Raw genomic sequence first — 22,780 nt, forward strand, 5'->3', positions numbered from 1 at the left:
AACTTATGAAAACAAGAAAACACATACTATTAGGCTGTATGGTCCTGATTATGGCAGTGGGCTTTATCTCATGTTCCGCAGAAGATGGCAAAGATGGCCTTCCCGGTGATGCGGGAGTCGATGGTATTGCCTGCTGGGATACCAATGGGGATGGAATTAATGATACCGTAGAAGATATAAACGGTGATGAAAAATGGAATGCTCTGGACTGTATTGGAACAACTGGGGATACCGGAGCAAATGGAGATAATGGCATTAGCTGTTGGGATTTAAACGCTAACGGCATTGGAGAAGTTGGCGAAGGGGTAAGCGAATATACCGAAGACATTAACGGTGACGGGGTGGTAGACGCCAAAGACTGCCAAGGAAAAAATGGAACAAATGGGCAACCGGGTAATGATGGCAATGCCAATGTGCAGAAAATTACCATTGATTTGGAGCCGATTCCCATGGGGGCCAATTCTCATACTTTTCAAGTATCTGAATTAACCGAAGAATTTTTAATCTCCCATACCTTGATTTTTCATTTAGAAGTCGAATTCAATAATTCTAGCTATTATCTGTCAATACCAGGATTTAATACAGGTATTGACAGGAACTATGGAGTGATTTTTGGCGAAGGGGAACTTCTCTTGAGCATTAGAAATATTGATGGAAGTATTGGTAATGGTTGGTTGGATTATTGGGAGATTCTTCGCATCACAGCTATAGAGATTGGCACTTTACAAAACAAAGCGGGCCATAGCGACCCCGTAAAAGCCTTAAAAGCAGCTGGAGTGGATGCCAACGACTACCATGCCGTAATGCAATATTTTGGCCTGGAAGATTAGTTTTTTCATATCGTGTTTTTTAAAGAAGAAGAGCCCTTAAGGGCTCTTTTTTGCAATCATTAGTGTCATTCTGACCCTGAGCAAGCTTGTACTGAGCCTGTCGAAGTATCGAAGGGGAAGAATCTATTACCCTAAATAATGAGCAAAGAAGGTTGGCATACCTATTACGTATATATTTTAACTAACAAAAACAGGACTGTTCTATACACTAGAATAACCAATTATTTACCAAGACGTTTGTTCGAGCACAAGGAAAATGTTCTTTTGGGCAGGAAAACTTTTGCCGCCAGATATAATTGTAAGCATCTAATTTATTACGAAAAGTTTACTTGGGTCCATGATGCCATTGCCCGTGAAAAGGAGATAAAAGGTTGGTTAAGAATAGAAAAGTTGGAATTGATTAAAACCATTAACCCAAACATGGAATTTTTGGATGATTTGTTCCTTATCGAATAATTAAAGGGAAGTGCGCTTCTGTGACATCTTCTTTTATTGTCATGCTGAGCAGCGCGAAGCATCTCAACTTTACGTGGGATTCTTCATTCACATCGAATAATAAGAAGGAAATAGGTTTCTTAGAGTATTTCTTTTATTGTCATGCTGAGCAAGGTGAAGCATCTCAACATTACGTGGGATTCTTCATTCGCTATGCTCATTCAGAATGACAAATAGGAATACGGTGTTTGGAAAAGAATCATTTCTTACCAAAAAGCAAAGTATAAATTTTCCCAACCAGCCAATTCCCCGCAGGGAAGTATAGTGCAAAAAACAGCGCCATGCCCAAGCTAAAATTCCGAATATTGAAAAACTGGTCCAAAATATTGTCAGGGTATGCATAGGATGTTTGAAGGGCATAGCCACCAAACTCCAATAATCCCATAGCAATAAGTCCGTAGGCGTACTGCATGTGAAATGGAAGTCCTCGCACCAACAAAGAAACAGGCACCATATAAAAAATGTAACAGGTAATCACCTGCCACCAAAAGTTGAATTTTGCAATTTCTGCCTGCGTGCCAAACCAGTCCATTCCCATTCCCCATAAAAAATAAACAACACAATAGATTGCAATCAGTCGTTTATCCACGTTCAGTTTTTGCTTGGCGTAGTTCCAAAATTCCTTCATAATACTGTGGTTTATTTGTTGGCTATTTTTGTATCAATGATTTTTAGGGCATCCGCTACCGTTTGCATGCCGTCCATATCTTCATTTTCAAGCATGATATCAAACGTATCTTCTACATCCAGTACAATGTCCACCAGATTGGCTGAATTTATATTCAACTCTTGGGTAAAATTGCTTTCTAGCTGTATGGCTTCCACAGAAACATCATCCGGCAGGTACGTCCGCACTATTTCTTTTAGTTTTTGATAGCGTTCTTCTTGCATATTAGTCGTTGTTGTAAGCTTTAAAAATGACACAGGCATTTACATCCCCAAAACCAAAACTGGCCTTGGCAATAATTTTAGGGGCAACATTCAATGCTGTTCGGGGAATTCGGGATTCATTCACAGTTTTGTTGATTTCAGGATGGATGTCCTCACAATTCACATTTCCAAAAATTTGATTTTCCCTAAACTGAAGTAGGGTTCCCACACATTCAATGCTCCCAGCTGCTGCCAAGCAGTGTCCAAACAGCCCCTTGAATGAGTTTACATAGGGAAAGTCAACTCCTCTTCTTCCCAGTGCTTCACTCCAGTTTTTGATTTCGGTGGGGTCCTTTGCTGTAGCCGTCAAGTGACCATTGATGGCATCTATTTGTTCTGCTTTTATCCCTGAATCCACAATGGAAGACTGTATGCAACGTACCACCGCTTCATTGTTTGGTGCCGTCATGGTGCCTTCTCCCCGTTGTCCTCCACTATTTATGCCCCCTCCCAGAATCTCCCCATAAATAGCTGCTCCACGCTCCAACGCACTGTCCAAGGATTCCAATACCAAAGCTCCTGCCCCACTACCAGGCACAAATCCGGTTGCGGAAGCGCTCATGGGCCTACTTGCAGCTTCAGGATTCTCATTATATTTTCTTGGTAATATGCGCATGGCATCAAACCCGCCCCAAACATAGGGTCCACTGTCACTGCAACTGCCTACAAGCATCTTTGTCGCTTTATTCGATTTTATACGCTCATACCCCATTAAAATTGCTTCGGTTCCTGTGGTGCAGGCAGATGAATTGGTGGTTACCTGATTTCCACAGCCTAACATTCCACCCAAATAAGCGCTTATTCCACTGGCCATGGTCTGGATCACCGAGGTACTGCCCAAACGCCTGACATTGCCCTCATCTACTTTGTAGATGGATTCCCGGAACTTATCCACTCCAAGGATTCCTGTTCCAAAAATCACCCCAGTGTCCCAATCCGGGTTTTCCTCGGTAGTAACCGTCAACCCAGCATCTTCCCATGCATCCTTACCTGCCATGACCCCATAAACGATTCCACTAGCATTGAGTCCTTTTAATTGAACATTTGTAAAGTATTTGTTTAAATTAACACTTTCAACATTCGGTTTACCAGCTATTTGACATCCAAAATTTAGTTGTTCTAATTCTAAATGAAAGTTTATTCCACTTGTTTGATTTTTTAAACTCTGTGCAAACTCAGACAAACCAATTCCATTTGGCGCACATATCCCCATTCCAGTAACCACCACCCTATTTTCCATCTTCATTTGTTTTAAGCATACCGGCCAAAACACCTTTACAAACCAATTTATTTGCCGCATTGAACATTTTCACTTCGCATTTTAATTTATTAAAGCGGAAATACACCTTGCTGGAAGTGACTTTTACCATTTCTCCCGGAAAAACGGGCAAATAAAATTCCATTTCAGAGCTGCTCATTGCAATATTCAATTTCTTTCCATCAAACGAATTTTCATCCCCTAGAAGGTAAATGCCCAAGCTCACCACTCCTATTTGCGCACAGCATTCCGTTAATATCACGCCCGGTGTGACCGGAAACCCTTTGAAATGGCCAGTATAGAAGTCCAACTCTTTATTGAAGGTATATGTGCCTTCCACTGAGTTTTCATCAATATGGTTTAGTGCATCCACAAATAAAAAGGGACGGGTATATGGAAGTTTAGTGATTATCCAGTCATTGTCAGTCTGAGCTTGTCGAAGACTATTCTCCGCTAATTTGGGTAGTAAATCGTAATCTCCATTTATCAAGGCCTGTTTCTTTTTCCTGCTCCATCCTTTTAGCTGTTTTTCTCGAGCTATCGCTTCTTCTGGATTCAAAAAGTCTTGATACCACACCAATTGTACAGGACGCCGGGTAAATGTATATGCTTTTGTATCCGTTCCCTGATTATGCTGTAGCTCTCTTTCAAAAACATCGTTTGTGATTCCTATGTAATAGGAGCTATCAGAACAGCTTAAAATATACACGTAATACTTTTTCACTACTTAATGATTATGCTTCTAAAACCCTTCGACGGGCTCAGGGTGACATTTCGGACACTATTTTATCGTAAACTCTCCCCTCCATCTACTTTAATTACCGTTCCCGTAATCCATTTGGCCTCATCCCTAGTTAGCAGATATACCACATTCGCAATATCTTCAGGTGTTGTCAACCTATGGTTGGGGTTTCTTTTTAGCGCTTCTTCCTTTAGCAAATTACTATTGGGAATCATTTTAAAGGATTTTGTTTCCGTCATCCCGGCTTGAATACAATTGGCCTTTATTCCTTCAGAAGCAAATTCAAGCGCAATACTTCTGGTCAATGACTCAAGGGTGGCCTTTGCTGCAGAAACCGCTGCATAATTTTCCCATGCCCTATAACTGCCCTCGCTTGTAAAGGATATGACCCTGGCATCATCTGCAAAGAGCTCTTCATTGACCAAAGTTTTCACCCAATCATACAAGTTAATTGCCATGGCATCGATTGTCAGGTGGAAATCCTGATTGCCAAGAGTCCTGTTTTCTTCTCCGCGCATAGGCTTCAGATTGCCTTTTGCAATGCTATGAACAAGGACATTTATTTTCCCACCTTTAAGATGTTCCTGAATCTTATAGAGCAACTCCGGTTTCTTTTCAGGATTAACGGCATCGGTATTGAAATGGTGCAGCACCGTTATACCAGCAATTTCATCAAACTCTTGGGTGATCAACGCCATATCTGCCTTTCTATCTCTGTGCAATACAATGATTCTGAAGTTGTGCTTGGCTAGTTTTTTAGCAGTTGCCAGACCCAAGCCGCTACTTCCTCCTAAAATCAATGCCCATTTTGATGTTTGATCCATTCTTTACCTAAATTACCACTCCAACAACACACGTTGTGCCGAAAACCCAGGACCAAAGCTGAGTATCAGCCCTTGTTCCTCTCTTGTTATTTCCTTTTCAAGGAATCGCTCCAGCACATAAAGCACGGTAACACTGCTCATATTCCCGTAATCTTTCAACACTTGCCGTGTATCGTCAATATCCTTCCCTAATTTACCAAACAATTCCTCAACCGTCTGTACAATTTTTTTCCCTCCAGGGTGAAAAATCAAATGGTCCACTTTCTCAATGTTTGAACCCAATCGTTTTAGAAAAGGGTGGACAATATTGGGAAAATGATTGGCGATAACCTCTGGGACCGCTGGATCCAGAATCATTTTCAATCCCGTATTGGTCAAATCAAAACCCATTAGATGGGTGGCATCCTTAAAGTGGTACATTTCCTCTCCTACAATCTCAGGCCCTTGGTCTTCCCCAACGGAAGACAGTAAAACGCAAGCGGCACCATCCCCAAAAATTGCGGCACTCACCATATTGGCCATGGAAAAATCATCCAATTGAAAAGTGGCCGTAGGACTTTCCACCGCAATTATTGCAGCACGTTTTCCTGGATTTGACCGAAGGAAATTTGCAGCATAGATCAATCCAGAAACTCCAGCTGCGCACCCCATTTCGGTTACGGGAAGCCTTACAATATCTTGTCTTAAGCTCAAGGAGTTTACCAAATAAGCATCCAAAGAAGGAATCATTATGCCCGTACAGCTTACCGTAATAATGTAATCCAAGGAGTCTGGTTGCCAATTTGCTTTTGTCAGCGATTTTCGCAATACCTGTTCTCCGAGGGATTTTACCTCCCTAACATATATGGTATTCTTTTCTTCAAATGAAGTTGCAGTAAACACCTCCTCAATATCCATGATCCCATATCGACAATCCACTCCCGCTCCTTCAAATATCTTTATCACCTTTCTTCTAAAACGATCTTCCTGACCTGAAAGCCATAGATCAACAAACGGAAGGATATCCGAGGTTTGCCTGCTGTGTTTTGGCAGTTGTTTTGAGACTTCAACAATACGTACTGTACTCATTGGCTGATTTGTCGGTTGAATTTCATGACCCATACATATCTAAAAGCCCATTTCCATTGAATTCTATGTGTAACGCTTGGTATTTTTTTTGATAGCTCCCTCAAATCCCTTCTTTTAAAGCCCTTGCTTATGGATACCAAACCATCGTATTTTGCAACGTGGGTCTTAATGAAGAAAAAGCCAAATAACTGAAAAAGATAATAGGCCATTTTACTTCGATGAAGGTCATTGATCACCACACCAATTTTGGCTAAGCTTATGAATTTATGCAGAAAGGCATCGATACGCTCTTCTCCAAAATGATGCATGGTCAAAGTATTGATAAGGATGTCGCAAGACAGGCTTGAACCTGCTTTTAGAATGTCTGTTTTTTGAAATTCTATGTTCTCAAAGGCCTGCGATTTCTCCCTTGCTATTCGCAAAACATCATCTCTTAGGTCAATTCCCACCATGGTATGCAAAATTCCCCTATCACTTAAAAACACTGATAGTTTCCTGAGCATTGTACCATCGCCGCAGCCCATATCCAAAATCGTATACGATTTTTTTGGGTTTTCTTTAATCAAATTCCATACAGCATTGATAGTGATGGACTCTCCACCCAACAATCTGTTACATTTATTAATGTCCTTGTATGCTTCTTTTAGAAGGGCAAACTCCATATTAGGATCATCCATGAGCTCCAAGGCTCTGCTTCTCACAGAAAAGTCCATCAATTTAAAATTGGTATTCCATGAGTGTTTCGAATTAAACTTCGAAGCAATATTTTAGAATGGGCAGCAGTGTTCATTCCAAAATTAAACCACTTGGTATGCAACATTAGCTGCTGTAATTTTCTACCCATCCAAATTCTTTTGTTAAAATTCGTTGTCCATAGTTTTTGATAGTTCTTTTCCATGTCCATTCTCGAAAAATTGGGCTCCTCCAAAAACCTAAACACTTGTTCCGATGCCAATTTTGCGCTGTGTATGGCCATAGCCATTCCATTGCCGCAAAGCGGATGAATCAATCCCGCGGTATCCCCACACATCAGGATATGATCATGGACCGCTCGCTTCTTTTGAAATGAAATCTGCGCAATGCTCAAATGTTTTTCAAATTTTGGTGTGGCGTTGGAGAGAAAATCCCTGAGAATTGGATTTTGTGAAACAACGTTCCCATTGAACGATACTATATTCTTTTCTCTTTTAAAGCTTTCATACTTTACCAAGCAACAAAAGTTGATATCTCCTTTTTCGGTCAACGATAAACCGCCATATCCACCAGGAAAGCCATGAAGCCCCACCACATTGGAAGGATGACTATTGTTTACATAATGACATTTGATGCCCAACCAAGGGGATTTTTGCTGAACAAAGTCACGCTTTAACAACATATCTATATTGGACCGCTTGCCAAACGCCCCAATGACTACCCTGGTCACAATTTCTTCTTTGGAAGATAGCTTAATCAAAAATCCATCGTCCTTATATTGTACATATTCCACGGTCTCAAAAAGAAAGTCCACCCCTTTTTCTTTTGCCTGCAGATAAAGCTGGTAGTCAAACGCGTATCTGCTGATACCAAAACCTCCAAGGGGAAGTTTGGCTGTTATTTGCTTTCCTTTTGGAGTGCTTAGGTGAAGTGTATCAATTTTGGGCAGTGCCAATTTATCCAATTGCACTCCAAGCTGTTTTAAATAGGGTTTCACCTCATTGGAGACATATTCGCCACAGACTTTGTGGTTGGGATATTGATTTTTTTCAACCACCAGAACCCGTTTTCCCTTTTGGTTTAAATCCAGTGCCGCGGTCAACCCTGCCAATCCACCGCCAATAATGAGTACTTCGGGACTATTCACTTCATGAAGATAGCTTTTTTACAAATAAAAATCCCGATACCTAGGTATCGGGATTCAAAAAAATACGTTGGGTTAATCTTTTACCCCTTTGTTTTTTCGTGAGCTTCTTGTTTTAACTCATCACTGGCTACAATGGCCAATTCCACACGTCTGTTTTTGGCTTTGCCCTCTGAAGTTTCATTGCTTTCACGAGGTTGGGTTTCACCGTACCATTTTGTGGTAAACCTACCACTTGAAATTCCTTTGGCAACCAAATATTTGGTTACGGACTCTGCTCTTTGCTGCGACAGTTTCCAATTGTATTCCTCACTTCCCGCACTATCCGTATGTCCTTCAACCAAAATATAAGAATCTGGATATTCTTTAAAGATTCCGGCCAACTTATCCAAGGTTGTGGCAGAAGTTCCCTTTACGTCAGATTTATTGGTATCAAAATACACTCCTGCATCTTCATTGAAGGTAACGTTAATACCCTCACCTACTCTTTTTACTTCTGCACCTGGGATTTCCTCTTCAATACGTTCCGCTTGTCTGTCCATTCTATTGCCAATATATCCACCGGCAGCTCCGCCAACCACAGCACCAATGATCGCTCCAAGTGCGGTATTGCCTTTTCCGACATTGTTCCCTATCACTCCACCAATAACTGCTCCTCCGGCAGCGCCTATGGCTGCACCTTTTTGCGTGTTATTCGCATTTTTGACTGCATTACAACTTACTATCAGGCTCAACGCCATAACAAAAGTCACACCTTTTATCATTACTTTTTTCATCTGGTTATTTTTTTGAGAATTCATAAACTATGGTCACTGGCTGACCATCTACGGAAACATTGGATTTAAGCGTCATGGACTGCTCTGTAAGATTTGCGATATTCAAACGATATCCAACCCCTCCAGAAATATCCTTTCGCTTTTCATCTATAAATTTAAATTGTAATTGGCTGCTATAATTTTGTGTCGGCTCAACCACAGACCATCTGAAGAAACGATCTCCGCCCTGACATAAACTGCTAGACGAAATGGTATATCTACCGGTGCTGTTATTATCCCTAAAAAACCAATCGCTTCCTTCAAAGCAAATATCCTCTGCGTCATTAAAGATTACCGATTTGAAATTACCTGAGTTATTTTCATAAGAAACGTTGTTCAACGTCCAAGAACCGCTAAATAGGTTTCGCTGGCTCCTTGCACTCTTGGAAACAGAACATGACACCAACAGCATTGCCGCTAATGTCACAAAAAAGAATGATTGTTTTACCATAAGAATTGGAATTTAAATTTTAGTATATACGATTGAGACACCAGATTTATCCATCGGTGTTGTTAAAAAATTGTTAAAACAAAAAACTAGTACTCAAAAAGCTCTGTCAGCGCTATTTCAAATCGTTCTTTGGGCAGGTAATTTTGCTCTAAGCCTTTGTCAAACGGAATTGGTGTTTCCAAACTCCCCACTCTTCTAATGGGAGCATCCAAATATTCAAAGCAATTTTCCATGACCATTGCGGAAATATCGCTGGCTATGCCACCGAACAGCGTATCTTCTTGTAATACGATTAGTTTTCCTGTTTTTTGGACTGAAACAAAAATTGTTTCTATGTCAAGAGGTTGAAGTGTACGCAAATCTATAACATCTGCTTCAATTTCTGGGTGTTTTTCCAAAATTTCCATGGCCCAATGTATTCCTGCGCCATAAGTGACTACCGACAAAGCATCCCCTTCCTTTAGAAAACTTGCTTTGCCAAAAGGGAGCGTATAATAATCTGTGGGCACATCACCATAAACACTCCTATAGAGCCCCTTGTGCTCGAAGAACAATACGGGATTAGGATCATTTATGGCAGTATTTAAGAGCCCTTTGGCATCATACGGGAATGCAGGGTATACCACTTTAAGTCCAGGGGTTTTTGTAAACCAGGCTTCATTGGTCTGTGAGTGAAATGGACCAGCTCCCACTCCACCACCACAAGGCATACGAACCACAACATCAGCATTTTGCCCCCATCGGTAATGGACTTTTGCCAAATAATTGACAATAGGGTTAAATCCAGTGCTAACGAAATCCGCAAATTGCATTTCCACAACAGCTTTCATACCATTTATCGCAAGGCCCATGGCCGCGGAGACAACGGCTGATTCGCAAATAGGCGTATTTCTGACACGGCTTTTTCCAAACTTGGAAGTGAAGCCTTCCGTAATCTTAAAGACCCCACCATAATCTGCAACATCCTGTCCCATGATAATCAACTCATTATAACGTTCCATGGATTGTTCCAAGCCTTGTGAAACTGCATCGACAAAACGAATATTCTTAGAGTTGTCTTTTGGTTCAATATTCTGATAATCAAATGAATGATAAACCTCTTTTAATTCTTTAGTTTCACATACTTCTACTACTGATTCATCAAAAGCCGTTTTTAAGTTTGAATTGATTTCCTCCGAAATGTCAGCTTTAAATTGTTCTATTTCTTCCTTCGAAATTATCTTTTCATCCACCAAAAAGCTTTCAAAATTGATCAAAGGGTCCTTCTTTGCCCATTTCTTCATCAACTTCTCAGGAACGTATTTGGTCCCACTGGCCTCTTCGTGCCCCCGCATCCGAAAGGTTTTGAATTCCAACAAAATAGGTCTTGGACGTTTCCGGATTGCTTTACAAAGCTCATTCACCTTCGAAAACACCTCCAGAATATTGTTCCCATCAATGATTCGGGATTCTATTCCATATCCCTTGGCCCTATCCGCCAGATGCTTGCAATTATATTGTTCGCTTGTTGGTGTGGAAAGTCCATAGCCATTGTTTTCTATGCAAAACAGCACCGGAAGATTCCATACGGATGCAATATTCAAAGCTTCATGAAAATCACCTTCGCTGGTTCCACCCTCTCCTGTAAAAACGGCCGTGACTCTTTTCTTCCTTCGGAGCATATCCGCTAAGGCGATTCCATCCGCAACACCTAATTGTGGACCCAAATGGGAAATCATCCCAACAATTTTATATTCCTGCGTCCCAAAATGGAAACTCCTGTCCCTTCCTTGGGTAAAACCACTCTTTTTTCCCTGCCATTGACTAAAAAGTCGATGCAATGGAATATTTCTGGAAGTAAACACCCCTAGGTTGCGGTGCATGGGTAAAATATATTCCTCATCATTCAAAGCTTGGGTTACCCCTACAGCTATCGCCTCTTGCCCTATCCCGCTAAACCATTTGGAAATTTTACCCTGCCTCAGCAGAATCAACATCTTTTCTTCAATCATTCTGGGTTTTAACATCCCCAAGTACAGCTCCAAAAGTTTTTGTTTGTCCAGACCGCCAGTATGGTATCTCATAAAGTAAAAATTCAACTGGGTTAAATGTAATGAAAATGCCTTCCATGTCCTTCCAAAATTTAGAAAGGTTTCCTATTATTCATTACTTTTGATTGTAAACTAAATTTGATGTTATGAGTGCAATTCCAAGTGTGGACTTAACGGATTTTACATCTGGCGACCCAGCAAGAAAGGAAAAGTTCACCAAAGAGATAGGGGCCGCTTTTGAAAACATAGGTTTTGTGGCCCTGAGCGGTCACTTTCTTTCTGATGAACTTGTTGAAAAGCTATATGCCGAGATTAAAAATTTCTTTCAACTACCCCAAGAAACCAAGGATAAGTACGAGATCGAAGGTATTGGTGGGCAACGCGGGTATACTTCTTTTGGAAAAGAACACGCCAAGGGAAGAAAAGAAGGAGATCTTAAGGAATTCTGGCACTTTGGACAGTATGTAGAGGACAACCCAAAGCTTGAAGCTGAGTACCCTGACAATGTTGATGTCGCGGAGCTCAAAAACTTCAATGAAGTGGGCAAGGAAACCTATAAAATGTTGGAAAAAACCGCACGGTATGTCCTTAGGGCATTGGCATTGCACCTGAATCTTGACGAGATGTACTTTGACAAGTGGATCAAGAACGGCAACTCCATTCTAAGGCCAATTCATTATCCACCAATAACTGAGGAGCCAAAGAACGCTGTAAGGGCTGCCGCACATGGCGATATTAATCTAATTACCCTTCTTATGGGCGCACATGGTAAAGGATTACAGGTGCAAAACCATCAAGGGGAATGGGTAGATGCCATTGCCAGGCCAGATCAATTGATGATCAATGTAGGTGATATGCTATCTAGGCTTAGCAACAATAAGCTTAAATCGACCATACACCAAGTAGTGAATCCGCCCAAGGAACTTTGGGGAACATCTCGATATTCCATTCCATTTTTTATGCACCCTGTGAGCGAGATGCCCTTAAATTGCCTTGAAAATTGTATTGATGATGCACATCCCAAGGGTTTTGAGGATATTACCGCAGGGGGCTACCTCCATGAGCGATTAATAGAATTGGGATTGGTAAAAAAATAACTGTGGACTTACAAGATCAACTAAAGAACCTTTTTCCAGACCATAAGCCGGAAGAAACTACAGAACCAAAAAACGAGAAGCCAGCATACTGGATGCAGGATGCCCCAATAATTTGCAAGTACGAGAAAAGGAAAGGCAAGCCCGTTACTATACTTGAAGGTTATACCGGTGCGGATAGTGATTTTAAAAAACTTGCAAGGGATATTAAATCCATGCTAAGTGTAGGTGGGAGTTTCAAGAAAGATACCATTATCATTCAAGGAGATTACAGGGATAAAATAATGACCTTTCTAAAAGACCAAGGTTTTTCAGTAAAAAGGGTTGGCGGATAGCGTATTATTCGCAAAGTTAATTGGCGCATTTTCCTACTTTGTTAAAATTACGTATTGAAAATCAATGTTTTACGAAAAAATTTTTATGTTCTTAGTTTAAATCTTACATTTAATCCTTCTAACCGACGAAATCTAAACTGAAAATGAAATCACTGTTGCATATTACCAACGGGGACAGTTTCACGTCAAAACTACAATCGCTAAATCTTAAGGGAGATATCATTACATGGAGAGAAATGCTTTGTGAAGGCAAAACTCTATGCACCGTGGGCAGTGAGTCTTTCTGGAAAACGCGCTTTGAATTTTTGAACAAAAACTACAAGGTTACCAAATCTTGGTTTGTTGAAAAGACCCTTAAGGAATATAGATCACTGTGCAACCATAAGCAACAAGATCAGATTGTGCTTTGGTTTGAATACGACCTCTTTTGTCAAATTAACATGCTTGCAGTTTTAAGTTGGCTAAAAACACACAGACGACATGCCGAGATATCTTTGGTGTGCAGTGGAAAAGAGGATGACAGCGAGAAGCTGTATGGGCTTAGCGAGCTAAGCAATGAACAACTTGCCGAATTGTACGAAAACAGAACCATTTTATCCCAGGATGATATTGAGTTTGCTGATTACGTATGGCAGTTGTACTGCAGTGATAATCCAATAAGATTGGAGAACCTCATACAACACAACCATTTTCAATTTGAATACCTCTCTGATGCCCTAAAGGCACATTTAAAACGCTTTCCAACCATTAAAAATGGACTTAACGAACTGGAGAATCGAATTTTGGAAACAGCCATGTCCAAAAAACCTAAAACCAGAAAGGAGTTGTTGGGCGAGGTATTGAACAATCAAGGATATTACGGTTTTGGTGATACACAATATGAGCGCATCATCACTTCTTTAAAGCCTTTGTTTGGTTCTTTTAATCCGGTCAAGCTTACCAGAAAAGGGAAGGAAGTTTTAGAAAACAGGTCCAATTATTATTCGCAAATACGTGATAATGAGCTTTATCTAGGAGGTTCTTTAAAGTATAACTTTCTATACAATTCATCTACAGACCGTATTTTAAAACTGTAAAATGGCCATAAGCGACTCAGAATTGATTCTGAATCCTGATGGCAGTATCTACCATCTTAACCTTCTACCTGAGGATATCGCCTCTACCATTATTACTGTGGGAGATCCCAATCGGGTTTCCATGGTCAGTAAATACTTCGATACTGTCGATATCAACAAGGAGAAGCGCGAATTCCTTACGCATACAGGTATTTATAAAGGAAAAAGAATAACGGTAATCTCCACCGGTATTGGAACAGACAATATTGACATCGTCTTCAACGAACTGGATGCGCTTGTCAACATAGATTTTGCCACACGAAAGGTAAAACAGCGTAAAACCCGCTTGGATTTCATACGGATTGGCACATCAGGTTCCATACAAGCAGATATCCCTGTTGATTCCTTCTTACTTAGCAGTAAAGCAATAGGTTTTGACGGGTTAATGCACTTTTACGAGGCTGGACAAGTCAGGAATAATGCTTTGGAACAGGAGCTCAACCAATTTTTGAGGTGGGAAGACCATAATATTGTGGCTTATGTGGTCGATGCAGATGAGGATTTGGCCAAAAAATTTGATTCAAATCGTATACGATTCGGTATAACAATAACCAATTCAGGGTTTTATGGCCCACAAGGAAGAAGCTTAAGATTGCCTCCTAAGCTCCATGACTTCAATACCAAACTAGCTGCATTTTCCTACCAAAATTTACCGCTTACCAATCATGAAATGGAAACGGCCGGTATGTATGGACTTGCAAAATTACATGGACACAGAGCGGTTTCCTTGAATGCCATTTTAGCCAACAGAGCAACAGGTGAATTTTCAAAACATGGCCGAAAAACCATTGATGATTTGATTAAATATACCTTGGAAAAAATTGTTTCTTGATCAATGCTTGGTATATTCATCCGCTAGCTATAAGTTTACCTTCCTATCCAATGCGATTAAATTAGAATTCAGCAAACTTCAGCAAAACTTAAATGAAAACCGTTAGAATAATTGGCGTTCCAGAGCATTTTAACCTTCCATGGCATTTGGCCATGGGAGAAGGTGCCTTTGAAGACCGTGGAATACAACTGGAATGGACGGATATTCCGGAAGGGACAGGGAAAATGTGTCAAATGCTTCAAAATGGTGAAACGGATTTGGCTATCATCTTAACAGAGGGGTTGGTCAAAAGCATTTCGCAAGGAAATCCAGCCAAAATTATTCAGCAATATGTCTCATCTCCCCTACTTTGGGGCATTCATGTTGCTGCCAACAGTCCCCGTTCATCAATTGAAGAGCTGAAGAACGACAAAGTAGCGATAAGTCGTATGGGAAGTGGCAGCCACTTAATGTCCTATGTACATGCACAGAACCAAAATTGGGACACCGAATCCTTGCAATTTGAAATCATCAATAATTTAGACGGTGCGGTAGAAAATCTTAGGTCAGGGTCAGGAGCGTACTTTATGTGGGAACATTTTACCACAAAACCATTGGTAGATGCCGGTATTTTTAAAAGATTGGGCGATTGCCCTACTCCATGGCCATGCTTTGTAATTGCTGCTACAGATACTTTTTTAAGTTCCCATGCCAATCTTTTGAACCACGTTCTTGAGGTCATCAATCTATATACAATGGAATTTAAAAATATTCCCAGTATTGATAGAACCCTGGCGAATAGGTATGGGCAAAAATTGGAAGATATTCAAGAGTGGCTTTCCAAAACAACCTGGGGACAGAAACAACTTTCAATCGATACATTGAACGAAGTCCAAAAAAGACTTTTAAGTCTTAACCTAATAAATGAAATCAAAAAACCGGAAAGGTTCCTCCATTCGCACTTTTAAGAAAAGTATTTATTGATCAACACCCTGAACTTTAGGTCGGACAAAGGTTTTTGGGCCGTATCGGTAACATTGGGGTTGGCCAATGCCAATGAAGTGGTCTCCTCCATATCCAAAGCGGTAAGCATCACCACAACTACATCTTTCTTAAAGCTTTCATCAAACTGTTTATCATAAACATCCAAAAACTCCCAACCGTTCATCACTGGCATATTGGTATCAAGAATAAGCAAACAAGGCATGTTTTCTTCGCTGGGAACGTTCTCTAAAAACTCAATGGCTTCTTTACCATTGCTAGCAGTATTCACCGTCAAACTATTGTCCAACTGTTTCACAAAAAACCTGTTCAAAAAATTGGTGGTATCGTCGTCATCAACAAGAAGTACCGATTTCAGTCTGCGCAAAATATAAGAATTTTCCTATACGGGGGTTATTATAATAAACGTACGAATTCTTATTATATTTTCAGAAATTACTTTCAAGAAGTAATTCACCAACTTATTAACGGCTTTCCCATACCCGCTAAAAGTGAGTTGGTCTTGCTAAAATGTTGGTTTCCAAACCAAAGTCCCCTGTTGGCACTTAATGGCGATGGATGCCCCGAGGTAAGAATGTGATGTTTGGCTTGGTCTATCAGTGCTGACTTTCTTTTCGCAAAGCCACCCCAAAGCAAAAAAACAACCCCTTCCAGTTCGGTGGAAATAATTCTTATGACCGAATCCGTAAACTGCTCCCAACCTTTCTTCTGATGACTCCCTGCCTGATGGGCCTTAACCGTCAAAGTTGCGTTTAAAAGCAATACTCCTTGTTCGGCCCATCGCTCCAGGTTACCACTTTTGGGATATGGTTGTTCCACATCTACTTTAATCTCCTTAAAGATGTTTACCAAAGAAGGTGGATGCGGTATTCCATCTTTCACAGAAAAACACAATCCATTTGCCTGATTGGGTCCATGGTATGGGTCTTGACCAATAATGACAACCTTGGTCTCTTGAAACGGACAATGGTCAAACGCAGCAAAAATATCTTTCCCTTTTGGGTAGCATGTACCACTCCGATACTCTTGTTTCACAAATTCAGTAAGTTGCTTAAAGTAATGTTTATCAAATTCTTGCTGTAAGTGATGCTTCCAACTAGGGTCAATGTTTACATTCATCAGATTCAGGTAGTTTTTCAGAATAAAACTAAAAATAAAATCTTTCCCACTTGACGAAGATTGTAAACTATCATGTTAATTATTCAAATCCAGTTCCAAAGTTCTAACTGAAAACACTTCCAACCAAACATTTAGAATGCTGTAATTCAATAGTGACAAGTTAGCAACCTTCAATTAACAATCTTTACATTGATTTCTTTGCAATGAATTGCGATATAGCTCAATAACGCATAATTGAAAAATGTAATTCCCAACATCTCTAAAAGTTCTTCAAGCGTGTAGAACATAGAATAGGTCAAATCCGAATTACCTCCATTTTGTTCATAATATCTTCCTCCAAAAAGTTCCATACCAATTGCACCTGATACAAAAACGAACCCCGATACTGCGAAAAGTAGTTTTATACGCTTGGGAAGTTTAAGAAAAAAAGGAAAGTAGATCAATAAAAAAACCAAAAGACCAATACCATATGGTATTACCCATGAAAAATAAAGTAGTCCCGAAAAGTTATATTTTTCACGAAAGATTTCTATAAAATTTTCATGGATGGACAAAATCTCGTCCAAGGATAAAAATAAAAATACAAAGGCCAGGCCTAACCATGGCAAGTATTCTCTAAATCTATCTTTAAATCTAATGCTTATTAAAAAAAGAAGACCTGCACTTAACAATAAATTGAGAAATGAAAACAGGGTTGGAATACTATTTTCCACATCAAAATCCACTATCCTTAACACCTGATAAATTCTTGCATCAATAGAACTTAATCTAAAAAACAGACCGGTGATATTGGCCAATAGAAGTATTAATATTATAAATAAAAAATTTCTAAGAAAATTAGCCGGTGTAATTTTAAATACCATAAATTCTGATGTAGGACTCTAGCAAACTACCAATAATACAATATTTTAGGTTAATGATTGAAGGTATAGCACTAAATCTAAAAATAATATCTTTCTTGTCCACTAAAGATTCTAACCGATCATGTCAATTTTCAAAAAAATCAAGTTTCCCACCGCCCATACCATTCTATTTATCATATCAGCGGTTGTATGCCTCTTAACCTGGATAATTCCGGCTGGGCAATACGATCGCTTATTCTACGATGGTGATTCAGGTACTTTTGAGATACAATCCGGAGAAGATAACCGTTCGCTTCCTGCTACACAGGATACTTTGGATGAGCTTACCATTCAAATTCCTATAGAAAAATTCAAGGAAGGAGCCATCTCCAAACCCATCAGTATTCCAAGTACATATCAAAAAACAGATGGGCAACCACAAGGAATTGTTGAGTTCATCCAAGCCCCTCTCAAGGGAATTATGCAATCCATGGATATTATCCTCCTTGTACTCATCATCGGTGGACTTATCAGCATTGTAAATGCCACAAAGGCTTTTGAAGCCGGAATTGCATGGTTGGCAGAAAAGCTGAGGGGGCGGGAATTTGTTCTTATCATTATGGTCACCACTTTAATTGCACTGGGTGGAACCACCTTTGGTCTTGAAGAAGAAACCATTGCCTTTTACCCCATATTGATTCCGATATTCTTAGCAGCGAGATATGATGCAATAACCTGTGTTGCCTCCATTTATATTGGCTCGTCCATTGGCACGTTGGCATCAACGGTAAATCCATTTAGCACCATAATCGCTTCAGATGCCGCTGGCATTAATTGGACAGAAGGCCTTAACAGTAGATTGGTCATGCTAACACTTGGACTCATCTTATGCATCACCTATATCATACGTTATGCCCAGCGGATAAAAAAGAACCCAGAGCGTTCCCTTATACAGGATCAAAAAGAGGAGATTGAAAAAATGTTTATGATATCTGGTCAATCGGCGGCAACAAAACTCAATGGAAAACTAAAATTGGTTCTCCTTGTTTTTGCAAGTTGTTTTCTTGTCATGGTATATGGCGTTTCCCAATTGGGTTGGTGGTTTCTAGAGATGACCTCGGTATTTTTCGCAGGTGCACTGATAATTGCATTAATAGCCCGAATCAATGAAAAACAATTTGTGACCGAATTCATGTTGGGAGCAAAAGATCTACTCAGCGTGGCCTTTATCATTGGTATTGCTCGTGGGATTACGGTTTTGATGGAAGATGGCCAAATTAGTGACAGTTTGCTGTTCTACGCTTCGGAATTAACCTCTGGAATGCATAAGGGATTATTCATAAATGTAACTTTCATTTTGTACAATGGATTGGCCTTCTTTATTCCCTCATCTTCCGGAATGGCAGTCCTCACCATGCCCATCATGTCCCCTTTGGCAGATAGCGTAGGTATTGGACGCGAAATTATGGTCAATGCTTATCAATTTGGGGTTGGTCTTTTTAAATTTATAAGTCCAACAGGGATTCTTTTGGCGTCTTTGGCCTTAGTGAACGTGGGTTATGACAAATGGTTGAAGTTTATCATGCCCTTGGTCCTATTATTGGCAGTTTTGGCCATGGCAATGCTCACTGTTGGAGTCTATTTTTAATAAATAATCAATGACCGCTTAAAGCATCATTCCCTTATCTTTATGCAACAATAGATTCAATTTTCACTTTGGAACACAGCTATCCCAAATTATTACTCTTGATTTTCATTCTGTCCGTGGGATGCAAGGGACCAAAATCAGAGGAAGCCAAGGTTGACCCAGAGCCAAAGATAATTGCCACTGTGGCGGCTTTGCCCAAAAAGGTAGTTGCTCCAAAAAATAACCCAACATCTGAATCCAAAGAAGCATTGGGCAAGCTATTATTTTACGATCCTATATTATCGGGCAACAAGGATATTTCTTGTGCCACATGCCATCACCCAGATATGGGATACGCAGAATTTTTGGATATTTCCATCGGAACCAATGCCAAAGGTCTGGGCAGCAAACGTGAATTCAATACTCCGAATGATATTCCATTTGTGAAACGCAATGCGCAAACGGTATTGAACACAGCTTTCAATGGATTGGTGAGCCACAAATCATATGACCCTGAAAATGCCCCTATGTTTTGGGATGACCGGGCAAAAAGCCTTGAAAAACAAGCTTTGGAACCCATTAAAGCTCTAGAGGAGATGCGCGGACGCAGTTTTACAGAAGATGAAATCCTACAGGTAGTAATTGAACGATTGCGCAACATTCCCGAATATCAGGATCTTTTTACCGAGGCTTTTAAAGAACAAGGATCCATTACCATTGAAAATCTGGGTAAGGCCATTGCCGCTTTTGAACGGACTCTGGTTACCAACAATTCCCGTTTTGATCAATACATGAGAGGAGATGGTGGTGCCATTTCAATTCGTGAAAAAGATGGTTTTGAACTGTTCAAAACAGTGGGGTGCATCAATTGCCATAATGGTCCTATGTTTTCTGATTACAAAATGCATGTTTTGGGAGTTCCAGAAAACTCCAAATTGACTGCGGTGGATATTGGTGCAGCCGATGTGGTCGACAAAGATAGTTTTGCCTTTAGAACCCCATCACTGCGAAACTTAAGATTCACGGCCCCATATATGCATAATGGAGAGTTTATGACATTGAGACGAGTGTTGGAGTTTTATGAAGACATTTCCAATAACATCCAACGTAATCCTAACGTGGCCCCTTCCCAATTTGACCCGTTTGTCCGGGAATTAAAATTATCGGTAAAGGAAATGGCATTGATCATTGCGTTCTTGAACAGCTTGAACGACGACGAATTTGACAAATCCATTCCACAAAGTGTACCGAGTGGTTTACCCGTGGGAGGGCTTATAAATTGATGGCTGACATTCCTTGTTTCGTGGATTGAATAACTATCTTTGCCCCGCTAGTTAAGAAAATGCAGAACATTCATCCCAAGACACTACAAGATTTAGAGTTTCCAACGGTTCTGGAACAGGTTTCCACCCGCTGCAATACAGAGCTGGGTAAGGAGAGGGCTTTGGAAATCCAGCCATTGTTGGACAGGGAAGAACTAGTAGGGATCTTAGGACAAACTTCGGAATACCTCTCGTCCTTTTCCAATGATAACCGAATTCCAAACCATGGTTTTGATAGCATCAATACAGAATTGAAGCTATTGAAGATTGAAAACACTACGTTGGAGATTTCTGGTTTTAGAAGAATTGGAAATATTTGTAAAACTGTTGCGCTACATCAAAAGTTCTTCAAAAAATTCAAGGAATACTACCCTTTACTCTTTTCAACAGCTGAACAACTTGAGGTAAATGCGGAGATTCCAAACTCCATAGATCATGTGATAGACAAGTTTGGCGAGATTAAGGATTCCGCCTCAGATGATCTTCGAAACATACGATTGCGCATCAACGAAGTGCGGGGAAAAATCAATCAAAGCTTTGGGATGGCATTGGCCCGCTGTCAATCTTCAGATTTCTTGGATGACATTCGGGAGTCCGTGGTAGAAAACAGAAGGGTCCTAGCGGTAAAAGCCATGCACAGAAAAAAGGTCAAGGGAACCGTAATGGGCAATTCCAAAACAGGAAGCATAGTTTATATCATTCCCGAGGCAACGCTATCGTATACTCGAGAACTCGGCAATCTGGAATTTGAGGAAAAAGAGGAGATTCAGCGTATCTTAAATCAGTTGACAGATGCCATCCGTCCTTTTGATTATCTGCTAAAGCAGTATCAAGAGTTTTTAACACACATTGACATCACTGCTGGTAAGGCCAAGTATGCTTTGGATATGAACGCATTGCTTCCAGAAATCAATGATGAAAAAGAATTGTTTCTTCGGGATGCTTATCACCCCCTCCTCTATTTGACCAACAAGTTCAAAAAAGAAAAGACCTGGCCGCAGACCATCCAACTGCACCAAGAAAACCGGATTATTGTAATCTCTGGTCCAAACGCAGGTGGAAAAAGTATTACATTGAAAACTATTGGATTACTTCAAGTAATGCTTCAATCTGGGCTTCTAATTCCCGTTCATGAAAGAAGTTCCGTTTGTTTGTTTGATAAGATATTAACGGATATTGGAGACAACCAATCCATAGAAAACCATTTGAGCACCTATAGCTATCGGCTGAAGAACATGAACCATTTCTTAAAGAAATGTAACAATAAAACCTTGTTCTTGATTGATGAATTCGGTACTGGAAGTGATCCAGAATTGGGAGGCGCCCTTGCCGAAGCATTTTTAGAGGTGTTTTATGAACGTGAAGCCTATGGAGTGATTACTACCCACTATGCCAATTTAAAAGCTCTGGCCGATGAGCTTCCACATGCTACCAATGCCAATATGCTTTTTAACTCAAAAACATTGGAACCAACATTCCAATTGATTTTGGGAGAAGCGGGTAGCTCATTCACATTTGAGGTGGCCCAAAAAAATGGGATTCCATATAATCTCATCAATAAGGCCAAGAAAAAGATAGAGCGAGGAAAGGTCCGGTTTGATGCCACTATTGCCAAACTGCAAAAAGAACGCTCTAAAATGGTACAGACCGGCTCTAGACTGCAAGATGAAGAGACAAAAGCGCGTGAAGAAGCAGAACGTTTGGAAAAGCTAAATGCTAAAATCAAGTCTAAGCTAGAGAACTATCAAGAGTTGTACGACCATAACCAACGTATGATCCAATTGGGGGATAAAATCAATACGGCTGCGGAAAAGTACTTCATCGACAACAAAAAACGGCCGTTGATCTCGGAACTCCTTCGCATTGTGGAAACCGAAAACAGTAAGCGAAGAAAAACCACTGCAAAGCAGGCCAAGGCCAAACAGGCGCAAAAGAAACAGGTGGCCCAAGAACTGGAAAAGAAGATTGTAAAAGTTCGACAGGAGAAAAAGATTGAAAAGAAAAAAGCCATCCAAAAGGAAAAGAACAAGCCAAGACCTGTGTTTAAGGTCGGTGACCGAGTCCGACTTCAAGACGGAAAAGCTGTTGGCAGCATCGACACTTTAGAAAAAAACAAAGCCGTGGTCAACTACGGCATGTTTACCACTAATGTAAGTGTAGATCAATTGGAACTTGTCGAAGCAAAAAAGTAGGTTCGATGTCATTCCGCACTTGATGCGGAATCCATAAAAAA

General features: G+C 40.3%; 24 protein-coding genes. 10 read left to right on the top strand and 14 right to left on the bottom strand.

From position 1 onward, the window contains the following. Positions 1 to 5 precede the first annotated feature (5 nt). Positions 6 to 830, top strand: coding sequence for a hypothetical protein (locus tag ACOQO1_RS05275; protein WP_420601819.1), 825 nt, complete (start codon positions 6 to 8; stop codon positions 828 to 830). Positions 831 to 968: 138 nt separating this feature from the next. Next, positions 969 to 1,286, top strand: coding sequence for a GIY-YIG nuclease family protein (locus ACOQO1_RS05280; protein WP_420601820.1), 318 nt, complete (start codon positions 969 to 971; stop codon positions 1,284 to 1,286). A 238-nt stretch (positions 1,287 to 1,524) separates the two neighbouring features. Here ACOQO1_RS05280 and ACOQO1_RS05285 read toward each other — a convergent pair whose 3' ends face one another. The 11 genes from ACOQO1_RS05285 to ACOQO1_RS05335 all read right to left on the bottom strand — a co-directional run bounded on the left by ACOQO1_RS05285 (position 1,525) and on the right by ACOQO1_RS05335 (position 11,313). Next, entirely contained in the window at positions 1,525 to 1,953 is a 429-nt protein-coding gene (locus ACOQO1_RS05285; RefSeq protein WP_420601821.1) for a hypothetical protein, read from the bottom strand. A gap of 11 nt (positions 1,954 to 1,964) precedes the next feature. Next, complete coding sequence (locus tag ACOQO1_RS05290; protein ID WP_420601822.1) at positions 1,965 to 2,216, bottom strand: acyl carrier protein; 252 nt, start codon at positions 2,214 to 2,216, stop codon at positions 1,965 to 1,967. Position 2,217: 1 nt separating this feature from the next. Further along, complete coding sequence (locus tag ACOQO1_RS05295) at positions 2,218 to 3,495, bottom strand: beta-ketoacyl-[acyl-carrier-protein] synthase family protein (RefSeq protein ID WP_420601823.1); 1,278 nt, start codon at positions 3,493 to 3,495, stop codon at positions 2,218 to 2,220. Next, positions 3,485 to 4,237, bottom strand: coding sequence for a GIY-YIG nuclease family protein (locus ACOQO1_RS05300; RefSeq protein WP_420601824.1), 753 nt, complete (start codon positions 4,235 to 4,237; stop codon positions 3,485 to 3,487). Before ACOQO1_RS05300 ends, ACOQO1_RS05295 begins: the two co-directional genes overlap by 11 nt. Before the next feature lie 62 nt (positions 4,238 to 4,299). Further along, positions 4,300 to 5,079 carry an SDR family oxidoreductase gene (locus ACOQO1_RS05305; protein WP_420601825.1) on the bottom strand — a complete coding sequence of 260 codons (780 nt, stop codon included), beginning with the start codon at positions 5,077 to 5,079 and terminating at the stop codon, positions 4,300 to 4,302. A 12-nt stretch (positions 5,080 to 5,091) separates the two neighbouring features. Further along, complete coding sequence (locus tag ACOQO1_RS05310; protein ID WP_420601826.1) at positions 5,092 to 6,147, bottom strand: type III polyketide synthase; 1,056 nt, start codon at positions 6,145 to 6,147, stop codon at positions 5,092 to 5,094. Continuing rightward, positions 6,144 to 6,860: a methyltransferase domain-containing protein gene (locus ACOQO1_RS05315; RefSeq protein WP_420601827.1), complete on the bottom strand. Its 717-nt coding sequence runs from the start codon at positions 6,858 to 6,860 to the stop codon at positions 6,144 to 6,146. The genes ACOQO1_RS05310 and ACOQO1_RS05315 overlap by 4 nt, the downstream gene beginning before the upstream one ends. Then, a complete protein-coding gene (locus tag ACOQO1_RS05320) occupies positions 6,860 to 7,987 on the bottom strand; it encodes an NAD(P)/FAD-dependent oxidoreductase (RefSeq protein WP_420601828.1) in 1,128 nt (375 codons plus the stop codon). The genes ACOQO1_RS05315 and ACOQO1_RS05320 overlap by 1 nt, the downstream gene beginning before the upstream one ends. Positions 7,988 to 8,067: 80 nt before the next feature. Beyond that, a complete protein-coding gene (locus ACOQO1_RS05325; RefSeq protein WP_420601829.1) occupies positions 8,068 to 8,760 on the bottom strand; it encodes an OmpA family protein in 693 nt (230 codons plus the stop codon). 4 nt (positions 8,761 to 8,764) lie between these two features. Beyond that, the gene (locus tag ACOQO1_RS05330; RefSeq protein WP_420601830.1) at positions 8,765 to 9,250 is read right to left on the bottom strand and encodes a lipocalin family protein; all 486 of its coding nucleotides are present in this window, start codon (positions 9,248 to 9,250) and stop codon (positions 8,765 to 8,767) included. An 86-nt stretch (positions 9,251 to 9,336) separates the two neighbouring features. Next, the gene (locus tag ACOQO1_RS05335) at positions 9,337 to 11,313 is read right to left on the bottom strand and encodes an alpha-ketoacid dehydrogenase subunit alpha/beta (RefSeq protein ID WP_420601831.1); all 1,977 of its coding nucleotides are present in this window, start codon (positions 11,311 to 11,313) and stop codon (positions 9,337 to 9,339) included. Positions 11,314 to 11,426: 113 nt separating this feature from the next. Here ACOQO1_RS05335 and ACOQO1_RS05340 point away from each other — a divergent pair, with 113 nt between their 5' ends. The 5 genes from ACOQO1_RS05340 to ACOQO1_RS05360 all read left to right on the top strand — a co-directional run bounded on the left by ACOQO1_RS05340 (position 11,427) and on the right by ACOQO1_RS05360 (position 15,603). Next, positions 11,427 to 12,377, top strand: coding sequence for an isopenicillin N synthase family dioxygenase (locus ACOQO1_RS05340; protein ID WP_420601832.1), 951 nt, complete (start codon positions 11,427 to 11,429; stop codon positions 12,375 to 12,377). Between the two features lie 2 nt (positions 12,378 to 12,379). After that, on the top strand, positions 12,380 to 12,709 hold the full coding sequence (locus tag ACOQO1_RS05345; RefSeq protein WP_420601833.1) for a translation initiation factor: 330 nt from the start codon (positions 12,380 to 12,382) through the stop codon (positions 12,707 to 12,709). A 143-nt stretch (positions 12,710 to 12,852) separates the two neighbouring features. Then, positions 12,853 to 13,785 (top strand): DUF1835 domain-containing protein, encoded by a 933-nt coding sequence (locus ACOQO1_RS05350; RefSeq protein ID WP_420601834.1) that lies wholly within the window; start codon positions 12,853 to 12,855, stop codon positions 13,783 to 13,785. Between the two features lies 1 nt (position 13,786). Continuing rightward, on the top strand, positions 13,787 to 14,656 hold the full coding sequence (locus ACOQO1_RS05355) for a nucleoside phosphorylase (RefSeq protein ID WP_420601835.1): 870 nt from the start codon (positions 13,787 to 13,789) through the stop codon (positions 14,654 to 14,656). Positions 14,657 to 14,748: 92 nt separating this feature from the next. Continuing rightward, the gene (locus ACOQO1_RS05360) at positions 14,749 to 15,603 is read left to right on the top strand and encodes a substrate-binding domain-containing protein (RefSeq protein ID WP_420601836.1); all 855 of its coding nucleotides are present in this window, start codon (positions 14,749 to 14,751) and stop codon (positions 15,601 to 15,603) included. On the opposite strand, the gene ACOQO1_RS05365 is transcribed toward ACOQO1_RS05360, so the two are convergent. The 3 genes from ACOQO1_RS05365 to ACOQO1_RS05375 all read right to left on the bottom strand — a co-directional run bounded on the left by ACOQO1_RS05365 (position 15,600) and on the right by ACOQO1_RS05375 (position 17,553). Beyond that, positions 15,600 to 16,004, bottom strand: a complete 405-nt coding sequence (locus tag ACOQO1_RS05365) for a response regulator (RefSeq protein ID WP_420601837.1) — start codon at positions 16,002 to 16,004, stop codon at positions 15,600 to 15,602. The genes ACOQO1_RS05360 and ACOQO1_RS05365 overlap by 4 nt on opposite strands. An 86-nt stretch (positions 16,005 to 16,090) precedes the next feature. Next, positions 16,091 to 16,756: a uracil-DNA glycosylase gene (locus tag ACOQO1_RS05370; RefSeq protein ID WP_420601838.1), complete on the bottom strand. Its 666-nt coding sequence runs from the start codon at positions 16,754 to 16,756 to the stop codon at positions 16,091 to 16,093. 170 nt (positions 16,757 to 16,926) lie between these two features. Further along, positions 16,927 to 17,553 carry a hypothetical protein gene (locus ACOQO1_RS05375; protein WP_420601839.1) on the bottom strand — a complete coding sequence of 209 codons (627 nt, stop codon included), beginning with the start codon at positions 17,551 to 17,553 and terminating at the stop codon, positions 16,927 to 16,929. A gap of 187 nt (positions 17,554 to 17,740) precedes the next feature. On the opposite strand from ACOQO1_RS05375, the gene ACOQO1_RS05380 reads away from it, so the two are divergent. The 3 genes from ACOQO1_RS05380 (at position 17,741) to ACOQO1_RS05390 (ending at position 22,739) form a co-directional block, all read left to right on the top strand. Beyond that, the gene (locus tag ACOQO1_RS05380; RefSeq protein WP_420601840.1) at positions 17,741 to 19,246 is read left to right on the top strand and encodes a YfcC family protein; all 1,506 of its coding nucleotides are present in this window, start codon (positions 17,741 to 17,743) and stop codon (positions 19,244 to 19,246) included. A 98-nt stretch (positions 19,247 to 19,344) separates the two neighbouring features. Continuing rightward, positions 19,345 to 20,508 carry a cytochrome-c peroxidase gene (locus tag ACOQO1_RS05385; RefSeq protein ID WP_420601841.1) on the top strand — a complete coding sequence of 388 codons (1,164 nt, stop codon included), beginning with the start codon at positions 19,345 to 19,347 and terminating at the stop codon, positions 20,506 to 20,508. Positions 20,509 to 20,567: 59 nt separating this feature from the next. Beyond that, positions 20,568 to 22,739: an endonuclease MutS2 gene (locus tag ACOQO1_RS05390; RefSeq protein ID WP_420601842.1), complete on the top strand. Its 2,172-nt coding sequence runs from the start codon at positions 20,568 to 20,570 to the stop codon at positions 22,737 to 22,739. The last annotated feature ends 41 nt before the right edge of the window (positions 22,740 to 22,780 follow it).

It is taken from the genome of Flagellimonas sp. (assembly GCF_965222555.1).
Lineage (GTDB): Bacteria > Bacteroidota > Bacteroidia > Flavobacteriales > Flavobacteriaceae > Flagellimonas.

What these genes read in the sequence shown, in the direction of transcription:
- ACOQO1_RS05310 (WP_420601826.1), bottom strand. Translation starts at nt 6,147, where the DNA reads ATGAGTACAGTACGTATTGTTGAAGTCTCAAAACAACTGCCAAAACAC.
- ACOQO1_RS05370 (WP_420601838.1), bottom strand. Translation starts at nt 16,756, where the DNA reads ATGAATGTAAACATTGACCCTAGTTGGAAGCATCACTTACAGCAAGAA.
- ACOQO1_RS05315 (WP_420601827.1), bottom strand. Translation starts at nt 6,860, where the DNA reads ATGGACTTTTCTGTGAGAAGCAGAGCCTTGGAGCTCATGGATGATCCT.
- ACOQO1_RS05340 (WP_420601832.1), top strand. Translation starts at nt 11,427, where the DNA reads ATGAGTGCAATTCCAAGTGTGGACTTAACGGATTTTACATCTGGCGAC.
- ACOQO1_RS05390 (WP_420601842.1), top strand. Translation starts at nt 20,568, where the DNA reads ATGCAGAACATTCATCCCAAGACACTACAAGATTTAGAGTTTCCAACG.
- ACOQO1_RS05280 (WP_420601820.1), top strand. Translation starts at nt 969, where the DNA reads ATGAGCAAAGAAGGTTGGCATACCTATTACGTATATATTTTAACTAAC.
- ACOQO1_RS05350 (WP_420601834.1), top strand. Translation starts at nt 12,853, where the DNA reads ATGAAATCACTGTTGCATATTACCAACGGGGACAGTTTCACGTCAAAA.
- ACOQO1_RS05330 (WP_420601830.1), bottom strand. Translation starts at nt 9,250, where the DNA reads ATGGTAAAACAATCATTCTTTTTTGTGACATTAGCGGCAATGCTGTTG.
- ACOQO1_RS05290 (WP_420601822.1), bottom strand. Translation starts at nt 2,216, where the DNA reads ATGCAAGAAGAACGCTATCAAAAACTAAAAGAAATAGTGCGGACGTAC.
- ACOQO1_RS05285 (WP_420601821.1), bottom strand. Translation starts at nt 1,953, where the DNA reads ATGAAGGAATTTTGGAACTACGCCAAGCAAAAACTGAACGTGGATAAA.
- ACOQO1_RS05360 (WP_420601836.1), top strand. Translation starts at nt 14,749, where the DNA reads ATGAAAACCGTTAGAATAATTGGCGTTCCAGAGCATTTTAACCTTCCA.
- ACOQO1_RS05355 (WP_420601835.1), top strand. Translation starts at nt 13,787, where the DNA reads ATGGCCATAAGCGACTCAGAATTGATTCTGAATCCTGATGGCAGTATC.
- ACOQO1_RS05295 (WP_420601823.1), bottom strand. Translation starts at nt 3,495, where the DNA reads ATGGAAAATAGGGTGGTGGTTACTGGAATGGGGATATGTGCGCCAAAT.
- ACOQO1_RS05305 (WP_420601825.1), bottom strand. Translation starts at nt 5,079, where the DNA reads ATGGATCAAACATCAAAATGGGCATTGATTTTAGGAGGAAGTAGCGGC.
- ACOQO1_RS05275 (WP_420601819.1), top strand. Translation starts at nt 6, where the DNA reads ATGAAAACAAGAAAACACATACTATTAGGCTGTATGGTCCTGATTATG.
- ACOQO1_RS05325 (WP_420601829.1), bottom strand. Translation starts at nt 8,760, where the DNA reads ATGAAAAAAGTAATGATAAAAGGTGTGACTTTTGTTATGGCGTTGAGC.
- ACOQO1_RS05335 (WP_420601831.1), bottom strand. Translation starts at nt 11,313, where the DNA reads ATGAGATACCATACTGGCGGTCTGGACAAACAAAAACTTTTGGAGCTG.
- ACOQO1_RS05380 (WP_420601840.1), top strand. Translation starts at nt 17,741, where the DNA reads ATGTCAATTTTCAAAAAAATCAAGTTTCCCACCGCCCATACCATTCTA.